The sequence below is a fragment of the Pseudarthrobacter linnaei genome, assembly GCF_055412825.1.
The window spans coordinates 178,533-196,520 of record NZ_JBVAYX010000002.1; the positions used below are offsets into that span (position 1 = coordinate 178,533).

At 64.7% G+C, this 17,988-nt stretch carries 31 protein-coding genes and 1 tRNA gene; 19 read left to right on the forward strand and 13 right to left on the reverse strand.

Annotated features, from left to right (window positions below; genetic code table 11):
* Positions 1–38 precede the first annotated feature (38 nt).
* The 6 genes from ACZYZ3_RS02775 to ACZYZ3_RS02800 form a co-directional block, all read right to left on the reverse strand.
* Positions 39–584 carry an acyl-CoA thioesterase gene (locus ACZYZ3_RS02775; protein WP_463962500.1) on the reverse strand — a complete coding sequence of 182 codons (546 nt, stop codon included), beginning with the start codon at positions 582–584 and terminating at the stop codon, positions 39–41.
* Between the two features lie 547 nt (positions 585–1,131).
* On the reverse strand, positions 1,132–1,536 hold the full coding sequence (locus tag ACZYZ3_RS02780) for a VOC family protein (RefSeq protein WP_463962314.1): 405 nt from the start codon (positions 1,534–1,536) through the stop codon (positions 1,132–1,134).
* Positions 1,537–1,640: 104 nt separating this feature from the next.
* Entirely contained in the window at positions 1,641–2,183 is a 543-nt protein-coding gene (locus ACZYZ3_RS02785; protein ID WP_463962315.1) for a GNAT family N-acetyltransferase, read from the reverse strand.
* 21 nt (positions 2,184–2,204) lie between these two features.
* Positions 2,205–2,930, reverse strand: a complete 726-nt coding sequence (locus ACZYZ3_RS02790) for an MgtC/SapB family protein (protein ID WP_463962316.1) — start codon at positions 2,928–2,930, stop codon at positions 2,205–2,207.
* 83 nt (positions 2,931–3,013) lie between these two features.
* Entirely contained in the window at positions 3,014–3,334 is a 321-nt protein-coding gene (locus ACZYZ3_RS02795) for a hypothetical protein (RefSeq protein WP_463962317.1), read from the reverse strand.
* 15 nt (positions 3,335–3,349) lie between these two features.
* Positions 3,350–4,072: a GAF and ANTAR domain-containing protein gene (locus ACZYZ3_RS02800; protein ID WP_463962501.1), complete on the reverse strand. Its 723-nt coding sequence runs from the start codon at positions 4,070–4,072 to the stop codon at positions 3,350–3,352.
* Between the two features lie 244 nt (positions 4,073–4,316).
* Here ACZYZ3_RS02800 and ACZYZ3_RS02805 point away from each other — a divergent pair, with 244 nt between their 5' ends.
* Genes ACZYZ3_RS02805 through ACZYZ3_RS02815 form a run of 3 tightly spaced genes read left to right on the forward strand, consistent with a single transcriptional unit; the run spans position 4,317 to position 6,234 of the window.
* Positions 4,317–5,042, forward strand: a complete 726-nt coding sequence (locus ACZYZ3_RS02805) for a GAF and ANTAR domain-containing protein (RefSeq protein ID WP_463962318.1) — start codon at positions 4,317–4,319, stop codon at positions 5,040–5,042.
* 53 nt (positions 5,043–5,095) lie between these two features.
* Complete coding sequence (locus ACZYZ3_RS02810) at positions 5,096–5,737, forward strand: ANTAR domain-containing protein (RefSeq protein ID WP_463962319.1); 642 nt, start codon at positions 5,096–5,098, stop codon at positions 5,735–5,737.
* Positions 5,737–6,234 carry a DUF1810 domain-containing protein gene (locus ACZYZ3_RS02815; protein WP_463962320.1) on the forward strand — a complete coding sequence of 166 codons (498 nt, stop codon included), beginning with the start codon at positions 5,737–5,739 and terminating at the stop codon, positions 6,232–6,234. The genes ACZYZ3_RS02810 and ACZYZ3_RS02815 overlap by 1 nt, the downstream gene beginning before the upstream one ends.
* Here ACZYZ3_RS02815 and ACZYZ3_RS02820 read toward each other — a convergent pair.
* Both ACZYZ3_RS02820 and ACZYZ3_RS02825 read right to left on the reverse strand, forming a co-directional pair.
* Positions 6,206–7,159, reverse strand: coding sequence for an EAL domain-containing protein (locus tag ACZYZ3_RS02820; protein WP_463962321.1), 954 nt, complete (start codon positions 7,157–7,159; stop codon positions 6,206–6,208). The genes ACZYZ3_RS02815 and ACZYZ3_RS02820 overlap by 29 nt on opposite strands.
* Before the next feature lie 217 nt (positions 7,160–7,376).
* A complete protein-coding gene (locus ACZYZ3_RS02825) occupies positions 7,377–7,553 on the reverse strand; it encodes a DUF1059 domain-containing protein (protein WP_463962322.1) in 177 nt (58 codons plus the stop codon).
* Between the two features lie 601 nt (positions 7,554–8,154).
* On the opposite strand from ACZYZ3_RS02825, the gene ACZYZ3_RS02830 reads away from it, so the two are divergent.
* The 4 genes from ACZYZ3_RS02830 (at position 8,155) to ACZYZ3_RS02845 (ending at position 9,623) form a co-directional block, all read left to right on the forward strand.
* On the forward strand, positions 8,155–8,340 hold the full coding sequence (locus ACZYZ3_RS02830) for a hypothetical protein (protein WP_463962323.1): 186 nt from the start codon (positions 8,155–8,157) through the stop codon (positions 8,338–8,340).
* 117 nt (positions 8,341–8,457) lie between these two features.
* Positions 8,458–8,724: a hypothetical protein gene (locus tag ACZYZ3_RS02835; protein ID WP_463962324.1), complete on the forward strand. Its 267-nt coding sequence runs from the start codon at positions 8,458–8,460 to the stop codon at positions 8,722–8,724.
* Between the two features lie 53 nt (positions 8,725–8,777).
* On the forward strand, positions 8,778–9,110 hold the full coding sequence (locus ACZYZ3_RS02840; RefSeq protein WP_463962325.1) for an ArsR/SmtB family transcription factor: 333 nt from the start codon (positions 8,778–8,780) through the stop codon (positions 9,108–9,110).
* A 15-nt stretch (positions 9,111–9,125) separates the two neighbouring features.
* A complete protein-coding gene (locus ACZYZ3_RS02845) occupies positions 9,126–9,623 on the forward strand; it encodes an SRPBCC family protein (protein ID WP_463962326.1) in 498 nt (165 codons plus the stop codon).
* A gap of 114 nt (positions 9,624–9,737) precedes the next feature.
* Here the strand turns inward: ACZYZ3_RS02845 and ACZYZ3_RS02850 are convergent, their stop codons facing one another.
* The 3 genes from ACZYZ3_RS02850 to ACZYZ3_RS02860 form a co-directional block, all read right to left on the reverse strand.
* A complete protein-coding gene (locus ACZYZ3_RS02850) occupies positions 9,738–10,040 on the reverse strand; it encodes an SHOCT domain-containing protein (protein WP_463962327.1) in 303 nt (100 codons plus the stop codon).
* A 385-nt stretch (positions 10,041–10,425) separates the two neighbouring features.
* A tRNA-Tyr gene (locus ACZYZ3_RS02855) sits at positions 10,426–10,507 on the reverse strand.
* A gap of 149 nt (positions 10,508–10,656) precedes the next feature.
* Positions 10,657–10,911 (reverse strand): hypothetical protein, encoded by a 255-nt coding sequence (locus ACZYZ3_RS02860; RefSeq protein WP_463962328.1) that lies wholly within the window; start codon positions 10,909–10,911, stop codon positions 10,657–10,659.
* A 259-nt stretch (positions 10,912–11,170) separates the two neighbouring features.
* Here ACZYZ3_RS02860 and ACZYZ3_RS02865 point away from each other — a divergent pair, with 259 nt between their 5' ends.
* Entirely contained in the window at positions 11,171–11,662 is a 492-nt protein-coding gene (locus ACZYZ3_RS02865; RefSeq protein ID WP_463962329.1) for a YajQ family cyclic di-GMP-binding protein, read from the forward strand.
* A gap of 19 nt (positions 11,663–11,681) precedes the next feature.
* On the opposite strand, the gene ACZYZ3_RS02870 is transcribed toward ACZYZ3_RS02865, so the two are convergent.
* Both ACZYZ3_RS02870 and ACZYZ3_RS02875 read right to left on the reverse strand, forming a co-directional pair.
* A complete protein-coding gene (locus ACZYZ3_RS02870; RefSeq protein WP_463962330.1) occupies positions 11,682–12,791 on the reverse strand; it encodes a tyrosine-type recombinase/integrase in 1,110 nt (369 codons plus the stop codon).
* The gene (locus ACZYZ3_RS02875; protein ID WP_463962331.1) at positions 12,766–13,272 is read right to left on the reverse strand and encodes a helix-turn-helix domain-containing protein; all 507 of its coding nucleotides are present in this window, start codon (positions 13,270–13,272) and stop codon (positions 12,766–12,768) included. Before ACZYZ3_RS02875 ends, ACZYZ3_RS02870 begins: the two co-directional genes overlap by 26 nt.
* Positions 13,273–13,387: 115 nt before the next feature.
* Between ACZYZ3_RS02875 and ACZYZ3_RS02880 the strand changes: the two genes are divergently transcribed.
* Genes ACZYZ3_RS02880 through ACZYZ3_RS02930 form a run of 11 tightly spaced genes read left to right on the forward strand, consistent with a single transcriptional unit; the run spans position 13,388 to position 17,138 of the window.
* Entirely contained in the window at positions 13,388–13,585 is a 198-nt protein-coding gene (locus tag ACZYZ3_RS02880) for a helix-turn-helix transcriptional regulator (RefSeq protein WP_463962332.1), read from the forward strand.
* A complete protein-coding gene (locus ACZYZ3_RS02885) occupies positions 13,585–13,827 on the forward strand; it encodes a hypothetical protein (protein WP_463962333.1) in 243 nt (80 codons plus the stop codon). The genes ACZYZ3_RS02880 and ACZYZ3_RS02885 overlap by 1 nt, the downstream gene beginning before the upstream one ends.
* Entirely contained in the window at positions 13,824–14,321 is a 498-nt protein-coding gene (locus ACZYZ3_RS02890; protein WP_463962334.1) for a hypothetical protein, read from the forward strand. The genes ACZYZ3_RS02885 and ACZYZ3_RS02890 overlap by 4 nt, the downstream gene beginning before the upstream one ends.
* Entirely contained in the window at positions 14,318–14,566 is a 249-nt protein-coding gene (locus tag ACZYZ3_RS02895; protein WP_463962335.1) for a DUF3039 domain-containing protein, read from the forward strand. The genes ACZYZ3_RS02890 and ACZYZ3_RS02895 overlap by 4 nt, the downstream gene beginning before the upstream one ends.
* Positions 14,563–14,688, forward strand: coding sequence for a hypothetical protein (locus ACZYZ3_RS02900; RefSeq protein ID WP_463962336.1), 126 nt, complete (start codon positions 14,563–14,565; stop codon positions 14,686–14,688). The genes ACZYZ3_RS02895 and ACZYZ3_RS02900 overlap by 4 nt, the downstream gene beginning before the upstream one ends.
* Before the next feature lie 27 nt (positions 14,689–14,715).
* Positions 14,716–15,438, forward strand: coding sequence for a hypothetical protein (locus tag ACZYZ3_RS02905; protein WP_463962337.1), 723 nt, complete (start codon positions 14,716–14,718; stop codon positions 15,436–15,438).
* On the forward strand, positions 15,435–15,635 hold the full coding sequence (locus ACZYZ3_RS02910; RefSeq protein WP_463962338.1) for a hypothetical protein: 201 nt from the start codon (positions 15,435–15,437) through the stop codon (positions 15,633–15,635). Before ACZYZ3_RS02905 ends, ACZYZ3_RS02910 begins: the two co-directional genes overlap by 4 nt.
* Positions 15,629–15,844 carry a hypothetical protein gene (locus ACZYZ3_RS02915; protein ID WP_463962339.1) on the forward strand — a complete coding sequence of 72 codons (216 nt, stop codon included), beginning with the start codon at positions 15,629–15,631 and terminating at the stop codon, positions 15,842–15,844. The genes ACZYZ3_RS02910 and ACZYZ3_RS02915 overlap by 7 nt, the downstream gene beginning before the upstream one ends.
* Positions 15,841–16,155 (forward strand): hypothetical protein, encoded by a 315-nt coding sequence (locus ACZYZ3_RS02920; RefSeq protein ID WP_463962340.1) that lies wholly within the window; start codon positions 15,841–15,843, stop codon positions 16,153–16,155. Before ACZYZ3_RS02915 ends, ACZYZ3_RS02920 begins: the two co-directional genes overlap by 4 nt.
* The gene (locus tag ACZYZ3_RS02925; protein ID WP_463962341.1) at positions 16,152–16,304 is read left to right on the forward strand and encodes a hypothetical protein; all 153 of its coding nucleotides are present in this window, start codon (positions 16,152–16,154) and stop codon (positions 16,302–16,304) included. Before ACZYZ3_RS02920 ends, ACZYZ3_RS02925 begins: the two co-directional genes overlap by 4 nt.
* Positions 16,305–16,313: 9 nt before the next feature.
* Positions 16,314–17,138 carry a hypothetical protein gene (locus tag ACZYZ3_RS02930; protein WP_463962342.1) on the forward strand — a complete coding sequence of 275 codons (825 nt, stop codon included), beginning with the start codon at positions 16,314–16,316 and terminating at the stop codon, positions 17,136–17,138.
* Positions 17,139–17,988: the final 850 nt, after the last annotated feature.

The following is a 17,988-nucleotide window of genomic DNA, read 5'->3' on the forward strand; positions in this document are numbered from 1 at the left end:
GCCTGCCCAGGCCCAGCCCGCCTCAGGCCGGGCCCGCCTCAGGCCCAGACGTGGGGCGCCGGGCGGCGCGCGCCGGGGAGGGCGTTGGTTTCGCGCCATTCGTGGATCCACTCGGGCAGTTCCAGGTCCGCCGGCGGCGCACCGAACTCCCGGAGGATGTCCTCCTGGCTGACCGGCTTGCCCTTGCTGACCAGGCGGGTGGCGATAAAGGCCCGGGCGTAGATTTCCCCGTCCACCACCATGCGCTGCTCGAAGTAGATGGCCTTCTCGTCGAGGCCGATGATCTTCGTTTCGATCGTGTACCGCTGCCACAGTTGCAGCGACCGGCGGAAGGCGATGGTCTCCCCGGCCGCCACGGGGCTCCATCCCCGGCGGCGCATGGTCTTCCAGGTCCCGCTGCGGGCCATCAGGTCGAACCGGCCCAGGTCCATTAGGGAGAAATACATGCCGTTGTTGACATGCATCGCGATGTCAATGTCGGTCGGCAGGACCTTCAGCGGCAGCGACGACGTGTCCCAGATGCTCAGCGGGGGGCGGCGGGCGGACGTGAACAGCAGCACAAGAGTGCGGAGGAGCAGATGCATGGGGACTATGTTACCCGCCAGTAGGGACGTCCACAGCGAACGGTACGAGCCCAGACCCTCGCGGAACTCCATCACCCCGAGGCCCTCGGATGCGTCCTCGGGGCACACCTCGACGCCGCGGGCCCGGTAGCCGCCGATAATGGCCAGCTCCGGCGCAATCATGGCACCCGCGGGGAAGCCCAGATAGGGGGCGCCCGGATCGCTGCCACGGGTTGGGGCAAAAATGCGTATTACGCTGTGCGGATGCGGATGACGACACAGCTGACCGTTCGGGGCCGCCGCGCTGGATGATGCGGCCGGCATTGCGCGGGTGCACCTGACTGACCTCATCGGCTGGGCGAGCACCGGAGCCGGCCGCGATGACGACGGGCCCCCGCCCAGGGAGCTGGGGGCAGCTACGTGCTCGCCAGCCACTACGGCTCGGGGTCGGGGCAAATGCTGCTGGACGCGGCCGTGGGCGATGCCGGCGCGGCCCTCTGGATTGCGGAGGACATTCCCGGGCATTCGCCGTCTACCCGCGCAACGGCTGAGCCGAACGGGCGCGGCGTCAGTCCGTGGCGATCAGCTCGGCTTCGAAGCCGTCGGAATTCACCAGGTACGCGGCGAAGTGGTCCGCGCCGCCGGCATGCGGATACTTCTCCGGGAACAGCTCACGCCAGCCGTGCCCGACGGCGGCCGCGGCCAGCGCGTCGACCTGCTCCCTGGTCCCGCCGCTGAAAGCCAAATGGTTTAGTCCGGGAGCGGTACGGTCATGCTCCCGGCCGCTGAGGGCCGGGGATTCCTCAACGACGATGTACGTCGGCCCCCGCCGCCAGCTGCACCCGTCCGGCCAGTCCTGGTAGTCCTGGTAGCCCAGCCGGGCCAGGAGCCAGCCCCATTCGTCCTTGGCACGGCCAAGGTGCGGCACCCACAGTTCAATATGATGCAGGGCCCCGAGCGATTCATCAGTCACCCAGAGAGTCTCGCACGCCCGGTTCCGCCGGCTTGCGCCGGGCACAGGCACGGGCACGGGCACGGGAACGGGCACCTCAGTTTCAGGTGCTTCAGTCCGGCGCCTCAGTACAGGATGCGCTGGAAGAGGATGTGGTCCCGCCAGCCACCGGCAATGTTGAGGTAGGCCGTTGCCACGCCGATTTCCGTGAAGCCCGAGCGCTGGAGGATCCTCTGTGAGGCCGCGTTGTGCAGGAGGGTGGCGGCCTGCAACCGGTGCAGGCCCAGCTCGTCGCGCGCCGCGTCGACGGCGAAGGCGACCGCCGCGGAGCCGATCCCGCGCCCGGTATGGTCCTTGTCTACCCAGTACCCGAGGTGGGCACTGAGGAACGGCCCGCGGACGATGCCGCTGAGGGTCATCAGGCCCACAATCTTTTCCCCGTCGGTCAGCACCCACGGAACGTCGGATCCCGCGATGAACAGTGCCAGCTTGGACTGGACACTTATCATCTGGCCGTCAACGGTGAAGAACTCCTCGGCCCGCAGTGGTTCCCAGGGCGCGAGGTGTTCGCGGTTGCGCAGGTACGCGGCGCACATGGGTTCCGCGTCAGTGGCTCTCAACACCCGGATCCGGACGCTGCCCGCCAGGGTCCGGCTGGTCCCGGTCATCCGGAAGCCCCAGGCAGCGCCTCAATCTTCGTCATCGTCGTCGTCGTCCTCGCTCGAATCGGTCCCCCGGACAATCACGCTGGCGACGCCGCGCAGGTCCATCAGGGGAAGAACCAGGTTGCGCAGCGGATGGCGGCCGAAAAACCGCACCTCCATCGCAACCATCGGCTTCTGCTCCTTCCCGGTCCTCCGGGTCCGCAGAATCGAGGAACTGAACCCCATGGTGGTGGCGATTTCGAGGATCTGCCGCAGCACTCCCTGGCCATCGGCGTACTCGATGTGCATCACGCGGTTTCTGTCCACGGACGGAATCCTGCGGACCGCCGGGGCAACCACAAACAGCGTGAGAAGGTGAAAGATCGTCAGCACCACGCCCAGGGAAACCATGCCGGCCCCGCAGGCCATGCCCACCGCGGCGGAAACCCAGATAGTGGCGGCCGTGGTGAGGCCGCGGACCACGTCCCGGCCCTTGAAGATAACGCCGGCGCCCAGGAATCCGATGCCGCTGACGATCTGGGCCGCGATGCGCGACGGGTCCAGGACGGCACCGGGCTCCGTCACGAAGGCGAAACCGTACGCGGACACGAGAGTGAAGGCGCACGAGCCGAGCCCCACCAGCACATGGGTCCGGTAGCCCGCGCTCTTCTGGCGGACCTGCCGTTCAATGCCGATCAGCGAACACAGCACGAACGTCGCGGCCAGCAGACCGGCTTCCACCAGGCTGGTATCAGTGAAGAACGCGAACATGCCACCCACCTTCCTCGGCCCCCCACTCCGTGGCGGACCGGGCCGGATCACTCGCCCTATTGCTGACTCTAGCAAGGCGGCAGTCAGCCGCCGTCGGACTCATTTTCGGACCCGTCGTCCGACGTGTCGCCGGGCGTTTTGTCGGTGGCATCGACGCTGTACGGCGCCCGGGGCGCCCGGGAATACAGCTCATCGAGGCGTTCGTTCAGTGCGTGGGCGAGGACGTCCCGCTGCAGCGGGGGCAACGCGATGGCGCCGTGGATGTACGCCTCGACCTCGAACTGTCCGGCGTGGCCCCCGAGGGTGAAATATCTCAGCCACAGCTCTTCCATGCCGACGTCGGCATGGCGCAGCGATTCGGCAAATCGCTGCCGTTGTTCGCTCTCCTCGTCGCCCAAGGCCATGCCGTCGTCCTGCGCTTAATTTTCGAAGGTCCTGGCCGCAGCCAGCAGTTCCGCCGCGACCAGCGCCAGGGGTTTCCCTGCCTGCCGCGACAGCATCATCAAATCCCGAAGTGCCACGTCGTCATTGGTGCTGTTCCGGGCCATCAGCAGGCCCTTGGCCATGCTGATTGTGTCCCTCTGCGCCAGCGACTCCTGCAGGCGGTCACTCAGCGTCCGGGCAGCCTCACGGGCGTGCGAGTGGATGACAAAGAGCGTCGCCTGCTCGGCAAAGAGCTCGGCCAAACGGACCGTGCCGTTGCCGGCGAACTGTCCGCCGTCGGAGTAGACCTTCACCGCCCCCAGTGCCAGCCCGCCGGACAGCAGGGGGCAACTTACCGAGGACGAAATTCCCAGGGACGCCGCGGCGGGAGCCCAACGCTTCCATCGCCGGTCCGAGGCCAGATCCTCCACCAGAACCGTTTCCCCACTCGCCCAGGCCGTGATGCACGGGCCTTCCTCCAGCTCGTACTGCAGTGCGTCGGCCTCAGCCACGACGGCGTCGGACGAGGCAGCCGTATGCCGCAGACCCGAACGGTTGATCAGGGATACGCCGGCGCCGATCGCGCCGGGTATAGCCGCCGTTGCGGCGTCGGTAACCAGCCGGAGTGCGTGGGCTACCGTCTCTTCCGTCAGGAGCAGCTTCGTGGCTCGGGCGAAAACAGCGGTGATCTCGTCAGCCAGCGGCAGGTCCACGCTCATCTTCACCTCAGAAGTCCATACCGGCGGGAGGCCAGCCGGCGCGCATCGCCGCAGGTTTCAAGCATACGGCGGGCTGGGCAGGGCGCCTATATTCACAACCCCCGCACGGCGTAGTGTCGGTAGTAGCTGGATGTTGGCCTTGACCGGTCCGGGTTTCGCTATTTGGGTGGCGTGCGATCAAGAGTCCGCCACCGCCAAGCCGGCGCGTCCCATACGTTCCGGCGTTCGTAGGATTGAGGCCGGCATGGTTTCCGGTACCGGCGCATCTCCCACCCCCGAGCAACTGCAGGATCTCCTGCTGGAAAGTCCGGGGTTCACCGACTTTCTCCTGAGCCTGACCACCATCTCTGCGACCCGCCTCGGCGGTCCGGAGCCCATGCTGTGTGCCATCACGGTGGAACGGAACGGTTCCCCGGCCACGGTCGCCAGCAGCGGCGAGGAAGCGAAGCGGCTGGATGAGAAGCAATACGCGTTCGACGACGGCCCCTGCCTGACGGCCCTGCGGCACGGAACCACCGTCCTTGTCCCGAACGTGGCGGCTGACGACCGCTGGGCGCACTACGCTTCGGCGGTCTCCGGCGAGGGCATCCGGTCGGTGCTGGCCGTGCCGATCGCCACGGATCCGGGTTCAGCCGCGGCCCTGAACTGCTATGCCCGCTCCAGCGGCGTTTTCGACAGCAAGACGGTCGCGGAGGTGGAGCGCCACGCCGCGTCCATGTCCCGGATATTACGGCTCGCCCTCAAAGTCCACCCCCCGGAGACTTACCCGGAACACCTGCGGTCCGCGTTGAAGTCCCGCGCCGTCATTGACGCCGCCGTCGCCCTCATCATGATTCAGAACAGGTGCAGCAGGGAGCAGGCCCTGGAGCTGCTCCATCTGGCCGCCAGGGCAACCGACACGAAGCTCCACACCATTGCCGCGGATATCCTGGAGGGCGCTTCGCTACCTTCGGCGGATCCTCAGCAATAGGATGGGAGAAAGCCGCCGCTTTGTGAGCGTGCGGCTGGGAATTGGGGGGCAGCATGCGTGAGAACCGAGCCGATTCGTCTCCGGCGCACAACATCGGAGGCGGCGTCAGAGGCGGAAGCGGCGCACTGCTGGGCCTTTTGCTGGAGAGCACCCGGGCGGGGTCCGGCGTCGACGATTTCCTGGCTGGCCTGGCCGGCCTTGCGGCGGCGGAACTCTCGCGCCCGGGATCCGAGGTCTCCTGCGGGATCACCGTAGACCGGCGGAAACAGGCTTCCATAGAAGGGGGCAGCACCAGCGAGGGATCCGCCAGCACACTTCGGATCCCGATCGTCCTCGACGGTGACAGCTCGGCCGTCGTCACCTTCCACTCGACGCGGGCCGAGGCATTCTCCAACGACGATGCCGAGCACGCACATGAGTTTGCCGTCGAAGCCTCCCGGGCCCTCCTGCTGGCCTTGAGGCTCTCCCGGCTCAGCGACTCCCGGGATGACCTTGCCGCCGCCATGCAGTCGAGGACCATCATCGACATCGCGGTCGGGGCGATCATGGCCCAGAACCGCTGCGGGCGGGAAGCCGCCTTCAAGATCCTCCGGAATACCTCCAACAATAGGAACTTGAAGATCCGCGACGTCGCGGTGGCCGTCGTCGCTTCCATCGCCGGCGATACCGATATGACTGCCCGGTTCGAGGAGTGATGTCACCCGGAGCCGGGGAGGACGCCGTGGCGGATCCGTTCGGTCTGGAACGGTTTGCTGCGGCCCAGGACGCCGGCGGCACGTACCGGCACGCCCTCGACGAACTCCGGGCGGGATCCAAGCGCAGCCACTGGATGTGGTTCGTGTTCCCGCAGCTCGCCGGGCTCGGGCAGAGCCCGACCGCACGAAAATATGCCGTGACCTCGCTCGATGAAGCGAAAGCGTACCTGGGCCACCCCGTGCTGGGTCCACGGCTGGCCGAATGCGCCGGGGCTGTGGCCGGCCTCGAAGGGCGCACCGCGAGGCAGATCTTCGGCGGCACCGACGAGCGGAAGCTGCACTCCTCGATGACCCTTTTCCTCCGGGCCGACCCCCGGCAGGCCGTCTTCCGGGAGGTCCTGGCGAAATACTTCGACGGGCTGCCCGATGCGGCCACCGACCGTCTCCTCGGCGAGCAGGCCGACCCGGCTATTCTCCCGGCCGCGCCAATGCAGTGATCATCCGATCCATCCGGGCGACGCCAGCAAAGCGGCCGGCATTGTCCGTCACCAAAAGGGGCTTAAACCGGCTGGACGGAGTCCGGATCATGGACCGGGCCAACGCTTCGCTCAGCGGGGTATCGAGGTTCACGCGCATCCCGGGGCTCACCATGCCCAGTCCCGCGGCCACCGGGTCCAGCACAGCGACCGGCCGGAAGTGCTCCCCGATCAGCACCACCGATTGAAGCGCCGGGTTTCCGGCAAAAGCTTCGGCGGCGAGCGCTGGGGTCGCGGCCGTGGTGGCGGGTTCGAGGACGTCGCGGATGACGGACTTATGGGTTACCGGCGGTTTCGAGGCAAGACGGTGTGCCAGGTCCAGGTCGATGCCGGTCCACGACGGCGCCGGCCTGGCCAGGTAGTAGCCCTGCACCAGCGGCACGCCAAGGGAGACCAAGGCATCACGTTCCTCCACACGCTCCACGCCCTCGGCCAGTATCCACGCGTCCACCCGGCCGGCAAAAGTGCCAAGCATCTCGATCAGTGCCCGCTTGGCTTCATCGCGGTCCACATCCTGAATAAGTTCGCGGTCGATCTTGATCAGCGAGGATCGCAGCGCCAGCAGGTGCCGCAACCCCGCGTAACCGGCCCCGGCGTCGTCGACGGCGATCAGCGCGCCGGCAGCGCGCAGCTGGTTCAGATCCGGCTCCAGCCCGAGGTAGGAATCGATGGGGGTCTGCTCGGTGAGTTCGACGACTATCCCGCCCAGGTTTCCCTCGCTCCGCCACACGCTTCGGATCTCCTCGGCAGTGAGAAGGTCGGGTGAGACGTTGAGGGTCAGAAAGCAGCTGGGTGGCAGTGTGGCACGGGCCGCGAGCGCGATCCGCAGGGCCGCCGCTTCCAGTCCAGCGGATCGCTCGTGGGTACGGGCTGCCGAAAACCACACTTCGGGGTTCTCTCGGAATAGCCCGGGAAGCGTGCCAGCGCCTCATAGCCAACCACCGTGCCGCGCGAGGTATCGACGATCGGCTGATAGGCCACGCCCAGGCCTTCACCGCGGCAGGCGGCAGACGGCAGGCGGCAGGCGGCAGCCAAGAGTTCTTTCCAGTCCGCGCCCGCAGGGGCGCCGGTGCTGGGAGCGGACACGCCTGCCGCAGGACTGCTCAACTAACCGGCACGATTGCTTTGTGGACGGACTGGACCACCTCGGCCGGCAGATGCACTAGGCCGTGGGCGGACGCTGCGTGGGCGGCAACGTTGACCAGGATTTCATCGTCCGTGCTGCAAACCCACCGGGCTTCACAACCGGGCACTACATCACCACATGCAAACGACTTCACAAAGGCTCCCTATATTCGACAGCGAACCGCACCACCCTACTTCGCCGCGGGCAGAAATCCGGCGGTATTGGATACCTGCTACCGGGTGTTTTCTCCAGTTCCCGCCGGCACCGGACCTCGTCACGACAGCGGCGGTACCGTGCCGTACGACTTGGGGATCGCGAGAGGCTTAACCTGCGGACCTCGTCACGGGAGGACGCCTCCCCGGCAGCGTAGCTCCGCGCGGTCTTCAAGTCGCGGGAGCGCCGGAGGAGTCCGACGCCGGGCGATCCGAGTCCGCCGGCCAGCAATGCCGGCCGAGAACGAACAATCCCGCCGCTCCCGCATCGGCCCTGCCGGTGGCCACCTGGAAAAGCGGCTCGGCAGGACAAAAATGGCCGCAGCCGGGGCAGGGCTGCCCGCCACGATTTCCCGTGCTCCGTTGGACGTCATGGTTGCCCCTCCGTTGTGTGTCACAGGCTTCAGTAGAGCCGGTCCGCGGCCGATCCGGAAGGGCCTCCCCCGCAGTCCCCAGGCACTTCCCCGGTTCGGCAGGCAGGGTATCGACGTCCGGGGGGATGCGGAGGAGGATTAAAGGGCAGTCACGATGAGGAGGTCAGTGATGTGCTATCCGTACAACAAAGAGTTCCGGCGGGACATCAAGAAGGATGAATCAACGGACACTGAGGAGCGCCCGGAGCCCCGGGTGGAATCGCCTGGCTTCAAGTTCTGGGCTTTCCCCCGCCGCAGCAGGGAGTTCACCGTCGAGGAGCCGGCCACGACTGACGGGACCCGCGAGAAGGTCTGACCGACAACCAGGGAAGGCTCCTCCACGAGGGGCCTTCCGCTCCGTCGGGCCCCGCATGCGGGCGTTCCGAAGAACGTGCGGGAGACTGGAAGCCCCCCATACGAAGGCAGGACCGCATTGATCAATCTCCAGCAGGACGCCGAAGGCTTCATCCGCATGAAGAGGCACTTCCCCGGCAGCACCGTCATTGCCGTCACTTTCCAAGACGGCTCCACGGAGGAGTTCACCGGCCAGCAGCTCAACACCCTCTACGACGAGGCCCTGGCCGTGTACCGGGCAGAGAACCACCTGGACGCGAAGGGATATTCCCGGGCGCCGAAAAGGACCGTCCAGCCTGCCAATGCGATCGAGTTCGTCGCGGTGCACCCCGGCATCGCCAAATAGCCCACAGAAAAACCTGTTGACACGGCGGAACCGGCGGATTATTCTACAACCAAATGGTTGTAGATGAGCTCGGGAACGCTGACCTTGACCGCCTGTTCCAGGCGTTCGCCGATGCCACCCGCCGGGACATCGTCACCCGCGTGACGGCCGGCGAGTCTTCGGTATCTGGGCTGGCGGAGCACTACACCATGAGTTTCGCCGCCGTACAGAAGCACGTGGCGGTATTGGAGCGCGCCTTCCTCGTGACGAAGGAACGGCGCGGACGGGAGCAGATCGTGCGGGCCCACCACGATGGCCTACAACGCGCTCGACGGCTGCTCGATGAGTACGAGACGATCTGGCGGCAGCGGGCCGAGCGGATCGCAGACATTCTCGCAGAGGGATAGGAAGAGAGTTCCGTCATGACCGTAATCAGTTCGCAGAAGAATGCCGAAGCCCTGAGCTTCACCGTGGTCGCCGAGTTCGATGCCGGCGTCGAGCGGGTCTGGCAGGTCTGGGAAGACCCGCGCAAGCTGGAGCGCTGGTGGGGCCCGCCCACCTGGCCCGCGACGTTCGACAGCCACGACTTCGTGTCCGGGGGAAAGGCCAGCTATTACATGACCGGGCCCGAAGGCGAGAAGAGCCGGGGATGGTGGCGGTTCACCGCCATCGAGGCCCCACGCCGTCTGGAGTTCGACGACGGGTTCGCGGACGAGGACGGCGACCCGGTTCCCGCGATGGGCATCAGCCACGCCGTCATGGAGCTTGAGGCAATCGGCCACCGCACCCGGATGACCGTGGTGTCGACCTTTGACTCCGCGGAGGCGCTGGAGAAGGTGCTCGCCATGGGCATGGAAGAGGGCATGAAGCAGGCCCTCGCCCAGATCGACGGTATCCTCGCCGGGTCCAAAGTCAGCTGACAGGACCCGGTCCGCAGGAGACCGAACCCACACGGGATTATCCCCGCAGCTGCCCTCCAGGCAGCGCGGGGGTGTTTGTTCGGGGCAGGCAGGGCGGCCGGACTTAGCCGTGACTTAGCCGTTAAGGATCTTCGCCTTCTGCACCCCGAATTCCTGTTCCGTGAGAATCCCTTGCTCCTTCAGCGCCGCGAGCTCTTTCAGCTGCTGGATGGCCTCGTTGGAGATTCCTTCTGCGGCGGGCGGGGGCGGAGCCGGTTGCTGGTACTCGGCTTGCTGCTGGCCCATCTGCGCGTCGTAGGCCTCCTGCTGCTTCGCAGCGGTCGCGGCGTCCTTTTCGGCGAACTTCGAAGCCTGCCTGCGCTGGACGCGGCCGCTGACCGCAGATGCCGTCCCGGCGACGACCGCCGTCCGCGCCATACCCCTAAGCAGTCCCCTTGTTATTGTCCTCTGGCATCGCGTCTTGTGTGTCAGCCCACGGGCGGCACACCGTCGAGCGCTCCGAGCGCTGCCATGACGTCCGGGGCGGGGATCCTTGAACTCGCGACGAGCTCACCCCCGCCGCCGCGAACGGCCGCCACGAAGGGTGCCGCCCAGATGTTCTCGTAGACAGTCAGTGCGGCGACGCTCCCCGGGAGAATCGCACTTGCCGCTTCGGCGATTCCCTCTCGCTGGGCCGGTTGTCTGCCAGGCGCTGACGCCGTCGCCGGCGGGTTGGCCCCTGACCCCTGACCCGGATACCGCGCCCGCCCAGGGCAAAGAAATAGCCCCCGGAACCTGTTGGTTCCGGAGGCTATTCCAAGGGTGGCAGATGAGGGATTCGAACCCCCGTAGGCGTTGCCAGCTGATTTACAGTCAGCCCCCTTTGGCCGCTCGGGTAATCTGCCGAACTTCAAAAGAAGATCACTCGCGGCCTCCATCGTCAGAACGTCTGTTTCCAGTCCGTTCCGCTTCCAGTAACCGCGGGCAAGACAACTTTACAGAACTTCTGCCGAAGAATCGAATCGGCGCTTTGAGGCCGGAAAAAGCCCGGAAATCAGGCATCTCCCAGGATGCGGCCGGCCAGTCTGGACTCAAACCGCGCCGCCTGCTCCTCCGTGATCTGGTTCAGCTGGACGGCGCGGGCCAGATCAGCATGGACGCCGTCCAGCCGCGACGAGGCATCGGCGGCCGGGCTGAAGATGATCGAGGCCGCCAGTGTCGCGGCTGCCACCGAGCTCGCGGCGGTGGCGATACTGCCGGCGGCGGCTGCCGTGGAGCGGACGACGTAACGGACGGCTTTGTTCTGCATGAGCTGTACCTTTCGAGCGACTCTTTCCAACACCTCCAACTCTGCGGCCCGAAACTTCGTTCCCGCCGTGACTTAGCTTTGAGCGGACTGTGAAGGGGACCGTTGAGCGGACTGTGAAGAGGACCGCGCAGGGGACTGTGGAGGGGACCCTAAAGGTGGCTACACCCCCGCGGCCTTCACATCAGGGGCATCCGTACTAGGCTTGATTCCAGACACAACGACCCCTCACCGGGCGCCCCCAACCACCAGGAGAACAGTCATGGCAGGCGAATCCACATTCGACGTCGTCAGCAAGGTCGACAAGCAGGAAGTCGCCAACGCGCTGCACCAGGCGCAGAAGGAACTGGTCCAGCGGTACGACTTCAAGGGCGTCGGCGCCGAGGTCGATTTCAGCGGCGAGAAGATCCTGATGAAGGCCAACTCGGAAGAGCGTGTCCTCGCGGTCCTGGATGTGCTGCAGTCCAAGCTCATCCGCCGCGGCATATCCTTGAAGTCCCTCGACACGGGCGAGCCCTACCCGTCCGGCAAGGAGTTCCGGCTCGAGACCACCATCAAGGAGGGCATCGCGCAGGACCTCGCGAAGAAGATCAACAAGCTCATCCGCGACGAGGGTCCCAAGTCCGTCAAGTCGCAGATCCAGGGTGACGAGCTCCGGGTGACTTCCAAGTCCCGCGACGACCTGCAGGAGACCATGAACCTACTCAAGGGCTTCGACGAGGCGGACCTGCAGTTCGTGAACTTCCGCAGCTAAGGCCGATCCTGCCGCGTGATTACAGGGAAGTTACTTCCCCAGTCCGCACAGAGTCCGCAGAATCCCCGAGGACCGCAGCGATCAGCCTTGATCCTGCGGTCCTTGTCTTGTCTTCGGCGGTCGGCCAGAGGTGGGAATAAGTGTTCAGGGTGATCGATGGCGCGGCGTGGCCCAGCGCCCGCTGCACGGTAACGACGTCGCACCCATCAGCGATGAGACCTGAGGCGTAAAAGTGCCGGAGGTCGTGGAGGGTGAACTCACCTATGCCGGACGCCTCGCGAACCTGCCGCCAGCGGTCGGCCGCTGAGTTGCGGTTGAAGTAGGTTCCGCCGGTCCCGAACAGCCATTTCTCAGCACCGAACACACCAGTCGTTTCGACGTGCCGGGCCAGGACCTGGATCAGTTCTTCAGCGACATAGACGACGCGCTCGGAACCATGCTTCGGCGGAACAACTTCAGCCGACGCCTTGGTGTTGCCCTGGATCTGCCGGGAGACGCTGATCGTCCGGCGCAGGAAATCCACATCGGCCAGCTGCAACCCCGCCGCTTCACCCAGACGCAGCCCGGCGAACGCGCAGACGGAGACGAAGGGCTCAAACCAGTCCGGAGCGGCCTCCAGCGCCTCCCCCAGTTGCTTCGGAGTGGGAATGGTCATTGCTGCTTCACGACGGCGCTCCCGGGGCAGCTTCGCCCCGGTGCAGGGATTTTCCGCGATGACCTTGTCCGTCACCGCCGCACGAAATGCAGAGCTCACGATGTTGTAGTAGACCTTCACCGTGGCCGGCGCCAGCCTCGCGGACATCCCCTTCACCCAAGCCTGTACGTGGGACGGCAGGATTGACCGGATCTGATGTTCCCGGAATGTGGCTATAGCCAGCGCTTGTTCGGCTTTCAGCTTGGTCCCAGTCGCCCACACCTGAGCCTCGGCCCATTGCTCGAACCACTGAGCGAACGTGATCTTCCCGGCCTTCGGATCGACGTACCGGCCAGTGACCACGGATGCCGTTACTTCATCAAGCCAACGCTGAGCGTCGATCTTCCGCGAATAGTGCTGGGCGTGCTCCTTCCCGGCCGCGTCCCGGTACCGGGCCCGCCACTGGCCATCAGGCCTCTTCTGGATGCTCGCCATATCGCACCTCCATGTATTCGCGGATCACGGAGTCTGGCAATCGGCCCTGTGACTTCTGCAGCTTTTCCATCCAGTACCGGAGGCGCCCAGCCTCGATCGTGCCGGCAGGTAGTTCAGAGGCCCGCGTTTCTATTTTCGAGGCGACCCATTCAGCCGAGCCCACCGCCCCCTCATACTCGTGGGCCGCATCCCAGATCTTTTTCTCAGCGGCGTGGACATGAGCGACAGCCACCCGAATTTCCTCAAGGAGCGCTTCACCCTCAGGCGTGGCAAGGAACTCCTTGACGTCCATGCCAAGAATGGCGGCCAGGTCCGCGCCTTCCGCCATCCGCAGCGGCCTTTCCCCTTTCTCAACACTCCAGACAGTGGCCTGTGACCACTTCCAACCTCGCGCCCGCATTGCCTCGGCTAGGGCCTGTTGGGACATCTCCCCGCGTTTGAGCGTGAGGATCTGGCCAATATTCTCGTCGTGACTCGCCATGTCAACACTGTACCCAACGCCGCACTAGAAAAGCCAGTTGACAGCTACTAGGACAGACGGTATTCTCTTTTCTAGTCGGGCATTACTAGAAACCCCGGTAACTGATGGAGGATAGATGGAAACGGTAAAGGCCATGAAGCTACTCACGCTGGACGAAGTAGCGGAGATGCTGCGGAAGTCCCCGGCTCAGGTCCGCTGGATGCGTCACAACGGCTCCGGCCCGCGCTGCGCAAAACTCGGCGGCCGCGTGATGTACCGCGAGCAGGACGTCATCGACTGGATCAACGCCGCGTTTGAAGCTGAGGCTTCCTGATGAGCAAGGTCTACACGGAGGCCGATCTGGCGGCCGCGTGGGAAAGCGGGTACTGGCACGGCACCAGCCACGAGGGACCGCTCAATGACGCTGCAGTCGCGGCGAAGAACCCGCACAGGGTCCAAGGGACCACGCCGGCAAAAGCCTGCCGAGTGGCCCTGAAGACAGAAAAAGACCGTGACGCCTCGCCAAAGTCCGTCACGGCCTCAGAACCAACCACCAAGAAGGAAGCAGTCCTGTGAAGCACCTTATCAAGATCCCCACCACCGTTCGAGAGTTCGAAGCCGTGGCCGACAAGCTGGACATGGGCCTTACTGAGCTCCTGGACCTGTTTGACGAAGCGCTCGGTGCGAACTGGTGGAACGACGACCACGAAGACCTCATAGTCACCACCGGGTTGTCCTGGCCTACGGGAACTGACAGCTTCGGCCCGCTTGCGTCCCGCAGCGGAGAATTCTGGGCGACACCGCCGGCAACCATCCCGCCCGGCTTCACTCCGTTGGACGAAGAGTGCGACGTCTACACGGGCAAGCGCATGGAAGGCGCCCGCTGGAAGATCATCTCGGAATACGTTCCTCAAACCCGCAAATTCTCGCTGACGTTCTACACCGCAGATGACGAGCCCATGACGGCGGCCGAGGCCAACGAGTACGCCGAAGCCATGCTCAGCATGGGTGCCTACATCACCACCATGGAAACCATCATGGCCTTGAAGGCCACGGAGGACGGCCAGTGACCGCCCCGGCAGTTGAGGGGTTGAACACCGCAACTGCCCATGACTTCAACCCGGTGGTCTTCCACTACTTCAAAAAAGAGGCCATCACACGATCCCTGGTGCTCGGCACGAAGGAAACCGCGCTCTGCGGATTCATCGGTGAAACGTCCTTGCCGCAGGGAACCCGGACCATCGACAGAAAATCTGGCAGCGTCGTCTGCCCGCTCTGCGCATGGCTCCACGCTGACCTCCGGAACGCCGCATGATGCGCCGGGCAGTCCAGCGGGCCGCGCAGGGAGCATTCTGGGTCCTCGCCGGATGCGCCCTGTTCATCGCCCTGGCTCTGCCGGCCACCCTGGCGAAGCTCATCTTCGGTTCGCCTTTCTGAGCCCCGGACAACGAAGGGAAGCGCCGAGTGGGATCCGAGAATGTAGCCAAGGTGTTTTCAGAATGGCCCGGCCTCAAGCACCGCGCCAAGGTCGGCTTGATCTGGATGGCCTCCAAGGCGATGGACGACGCGAATCCACCCGTGTTCTTCGGAGACCGTGGAGACCTCGCGTGGGCAATCGGAGCCCCAATCCGGAACGAGAAGGCAGCGGAGCAAGCTGTCAATGAGGTCATCCGGGAGCTTCGGCGTTACGGGGCTCTCGTGTCTTCCGGGCAAGCCCGCGCCGGCGTCGGGGCAACATACGCCCTTGCGCTGGAATTTGACTACACCTGGCGGCCTATCGGGAAGGGTCGGAACATCAAGTGGCAGAGGGCGAACCGCTCGGAATATCCGCTCGGAATGCAGGGTAAAGACTTCGCATCGTTGGCTTCCACCCTTGACGGAGATAAGGCTCAGCCATTGGAAATCCCTACCCCTGAGCCATTGGAAATCCCTACCCCTGAGCCATTGGAAATCACAACACACAGCCATTGGGATTCTCTACCCCCTACTACAAGTGACTTCAACACCTACTCCAACCACTTAATTCAATCGGCCAGTTTCGTAACTAGAGAACCACCGCGCACGAGAGAAGAGCTCAATGCCTTGACTGGAAATTTGTCCCTCAACGATGAACGAAACAAGCAATCGGCCGGCCTCCTGCAACGCCAGGCCGAATACGAAAAACAGCAGGGAAGGAAAGCATCTTGATCACCACACCCCCGTCCGTAGCCGTCATGAAGCTTTCCAAAGCCCAGTACATCGACCTATGCGACACCTTCAGGGGCAAAGCCCAGCAAGCCCACCAGGACGCCCGGACATGGGCGAACCGGGCACTACTCGCAGAATCACAGCTCGCGATCCTCAAGAGCGAATACGAACCCGCGGGAACGGAACCGACATGCTGACCACCACCGCCAAGCGCCCATACCTCAAGCCCCGTCCCTACATATGGAGGGACGAAGACCGAACATTGACGCCCGGCATTGGCCTGATGCACGGCGGCCAGATCCGGGCTCACCTCACCTTCACCGAGGCACGCGCCCTGGCTGACAATCTGCATGACATGGCTGACCATCTCGAAGCGAACGGCGAAGCCGCCAGGAAAGAGGCATGACCATGCCAGTTCACGAGGCCGCGAAGGCTGAACACGTGAGCAAGCACCCGACCGTCACCCCGGAAGCGGTCACCAATGCCGCCGTGACTGTCAGGTGCCCCCGCTGCGACTACCTCCACCAGTACTCCACGCAGGAACTCAAGCCGTGGCCCATCAACTCCGGGGTACAGCGAACCGTGATTGCCAGGTGCGCGGAGAACGCATCCAACCACGCCAGCGCCGGCCACTACGACTCCACCGTGGAACTTATCTGGCGCCCGGGCGGCTCCCGAACCTTCACCATCAAATTCGAACGACAGGAAACCCAATGACCGCAAAGAAGTCTCTCGACGACGGCCGCGCGCTCTACGCCCAGAAGACGGGCAAGCCCCATGCCGAACCGGAAGAACCCAACGAGAAGTCAGAATCCGGCAGCCTCGCCGCCGGCGCCAAACTCTACAAGACCAAAAACAACAAGTAGGAGTCAGACATGACCAAGATCAACGTAGACAACAACGAATTAAACTTCCAGGTTGCCCGTCTCGTGAGCAACCTCAAAGGACGCGACCTTGATCTCCCCGCGGACCTGATCGCCGGCCTGCCATACCCGTACGGAAACGCGCTCGAGTTGATCAATCAGGTTGCGCCGCCCCGGGACTACATCAGCGACGCCGCGGAAGCCGTCCGCAACGGCGAAGATCCCGACCCGATCCTCGCACTCGCAGCCGCCGCCGCACTGCGGCCCAAAGTCGGTGAAGTCCTCGCCCGGGACGCCAACCGCGCTTACGTTGACAAGCTCAACGCCAACGCCGGGCGCATCATCCGGGCACTCCGCACGGAAGTCTTTGACCCCATCATCGAAACGCTGACCGACTTCCACGAAGAGCACGGCACCCGCTGCGGCCTCAACGCCGCCATCAAGGCCAAAGACTACGGCCACGCCGCCGCCATCCGTGCTGCAGAAGACAGCGTCGGGCACATCATGTCCCTCCACGAGGTGCGCCGGCTCCTCCACTCGCCCAACGGGCCCAGCGCCGGGGACGACCTCTTCATGGACAGCGCCGCATGGGCACTCGAACCGGGCGCATTCGACGAAGTAGGTTCCGCCTCCAAGCTCGATGAACGCCGAACCCCCAACATGCACCGGCTCCAGTGGTGGCTGGAACTCCTCGAAGCCGGGTACAGCCCGATCTACCCGACCTACAGCGAATGGCAGCAGCTCCGGACCTCTCAGGAGTTCATGGACCACCAGCTCGCCACCAGCGATCCCGAGGGGCCCGTATTCGCCGGCGTCGAGACGACAACCGGCAGCTAAGGCAGCATCCTCCTCAGCTAGCCAGAGTCAGTGCGTCAACGTCACCCCGGTGGCCCCTTCCTAAACACCGGGTCAGGGAACGATGGGCGGCCGATCACCGGGCAACCGCAGGCACCCAGCGCACACCAGAGGCCCCGCACCTGGTGAAGGGGCGGGGCCTCACCCATAGCCAGCACACACGCACCGTCCAGCACGTGGACCTTAGAAGGACTTGGCACCATGACCAACCTGACCGACAGAGAACAGATCCGCGCCATCACCACAGCAAGGCGGGACGGCCAGGCCTACTGCCCAAGATGCGGAACGCCACTGAACTACGACCGCGGCACCCTGCCCAACAGCTCGACCTCGACACATCCACGGATGCAGTCACCTGCTCACGATGCGCAGAACCGCGCACCAGCACCACTGCCAGGGCAAGCAGCACCGCCACCCACGGCAGCAACACAACGCCAGCGAGCTCTAACGGCTGACCAGACCGCCGGCCGCACGGGTACTGGGGGTATGGGGTGCTACCCCTGCCACGTTCGCACCTACGCCCTAGCGGAAAAATATCCCCCCGTCACCGTGAGGAACCCGCAACGTGACGATCATGAGGCCATAACTGCCCTCCTGCCCCTTTGGAAAAATGGTCATGAGCGAAACTGGCCCTAGTGGCAGAGGGGGGCTTGCCGGCACCAGGGAACCCCACCGCCCCACCCCGCATCCCGCATCCTGACGCGCGTATGGAGCTCCCCAGCGGCACACAGGGGGGTGGGGATAAGAGGTTCCGCCCGTTTTCAGGCCCCAGCATCCTCTGCCATAGCTATCTATTTTCAGCCGAATCCACAGACTCGCGATTTCCACAGAC

What these genes read in the sequence shown, in the direction of transcription:
- ACZYZ3_RS02860 (WP_463962328.1), bottom strand. Translation starts at nt 10,911, where the DNA reads ATGCAGAACAAAGCCGTCCGTTACGTCGTCCGCTCCACGGCAGCCGCC.
- ACZYZ3_RS02810 (WP_463962319.1), top strand. Translation starts at nt 5,096, where the DNA reads ATGCGTGAGAACCGAGCCGATTCGTCTCCGGCGCACAACATCGGAGGC.
- ACZYZ3_RS02785 (WP_463962315.1), bottom strand. Translation starts at nt 2,183, where the DNA reads ATGACCGGGACCAGCCGGACCCTGGCGGGCAGCGTCCGGATCCGGGTG.
- ACZYZ3_RS02900 (WP_463962336.1), top strand. Translation starts at nt 14,563, where the DNA reads ATGATGCGCCGGGCAGTCCAGCGGGCCGCGCAGGGAGCATTCTGGGTC.
- ACZYZ3_RS02775 (WP_463962500.1), bottom strand. Translation starts at nt 584, where the DNA reads ATGCATCTGCTCCTCCGCACTCTTGTGCTGCTGTTCACGTCCGCCCGC.
- ACZYZ3_RS02885 (WP_463962333.1), top strand. Translation starts at nt 13,585, where the DNA reads ATGAGCAAGGTCTACACGGAGGCCGATCTGGCGGCCGCGTGGGAAAGC.
- ACZYZ3_RS02830 (WP_463962323.1), top strand. Translation starts at nt 8,155, where the DNA reads ATGTGCTATCCGTACAACAAAGAGTTCCGGCGGGACATCAAGAAGGAT.
- ACZYZ3_RS02930 (WP_463962342.1), top strand. Translation starts at nt 16,314, where the DNA reads ATGACCAAGATCAACGTAGACAACAACGAATTAAACTTCCAGGTTGCC.
- ACZYZ3_RS02880 (WP_463962332.1), top strand. Translation starts at nt 13,388, where the DNA reads ATGGAAACGGTAAAGGCCATGAAGCTACTCACGCTGGACGAAGTAGCG.
- ACZYZ3_RS02865 (WP_463962329.1), top strand. Translation starts at nt 11,171, where the DNA reads ATGGCAGGCGAATCCACATTCGACGTCGTCAGCAAGGTCGACAAGCAG.
- ACZYZ3_RS02850 (WP_463962327.1), bottom strand. Translation starts at nt 10,040, where the DNA reads ATGGCGCGGACGGCGGTCGTCGCCGGGACGGCATCTGCGGTCAGCGGC.
- ACZYZ3_RS02800 (WP_463962501.1), bottom strand. Translation starts at nt 4,072, where the DNA reads ATGAGCGTGGACCTGCCGCTGGCTGACGAGATCACCGCTGTTTTCGCC.
- ACZYZ3_RS02920 (WP_463962340.1), top strand. Translation starts at nt 15,841, where the DNA reads ATGACCATGCCAGTTCACGAGGCCGCGAAGGCTGAACACGTGAGCAAG.
- ACZYZ3_RS02875 (WP_463962331.1), bottom strand. Translation starts at nt 13,272, where the DNA reads ATGGCGAGTCACGACGAGAATATTGGCCAGATCCTCACGCTCAAACGC.
- ACZYZ3_RS02845 (WP_463962326.1), top strand. Translation starts at nt 9,126, where the DNA reads ATGACCGTAATCAGTTCGCAGAAGAATGCCGAAGCCCTGAGCTTCACC.
- ACZYZ3_RS02870 (WP_463962330.1), bottom strand. Translation starts at nt 12,791, where the DNA reads ATGGCGAGCATCCAGAAGAGGCCTGATGGCCAGTGGCGGGCCCGGTAC.
- ACZYZ3_RS02840 (WP_463962325.1), top strand. Translation starts at nt 8,778, where the DNA reads ATGGTTGTAGATGAGCTCGGGAACGCTGACCTTGACCGCCTGTTCCAG.
- ACZYZ3_RS02805 (WP_463962318.1), top strand. Translation starts at nt 4,317, where the DNA reads ATGGTTTCCGGTACCGGCGCATCTCCCACCCCCGAGCAACTGCAGGAT.
- ACZYZ3_RS02790 (WP_463962316.1), bottom strand. Translation starts at nt 2,930, where the DNA reads ATGTTCGCGTTCTTCACTGATACCAGCCTGGTGGAAGCCGGTCTGCTG.
- ACZYZ3_RS02925 (WP_463962341.1), top strand. Translation starts at nt 16,152, where the DNA reads ATGACCGCAAAGAAGTCTCTCGACGACGGCCGCGCGCTCTACGCCCAG.
- ACZYZ3_RS02915 (WP_463962339.1), top strand. Translation starts at nt 15,629, where the DNA reads ATGCTGACCACCACCGCCAAGCGCCCATACCTCAAGCCCCGTCCCTAC.
- ACZYZ3_RS02795 (WP_463962317.1), bottom strand. Translation starts at nt 3,334, where the DNA reads ATGGCCTTGGGCGACGAGGAGAGCGAACAACGGCAGCGATTTGCCGAA.
- ACZYZ3_RS02815 (WP_463962320.1), top strand. Translation starts at nt 5,737, where the DNA reads ATGTCACCCGGAGCCGGGGAGGACGCCGTGGCGGATCCGTTCGGTCTG.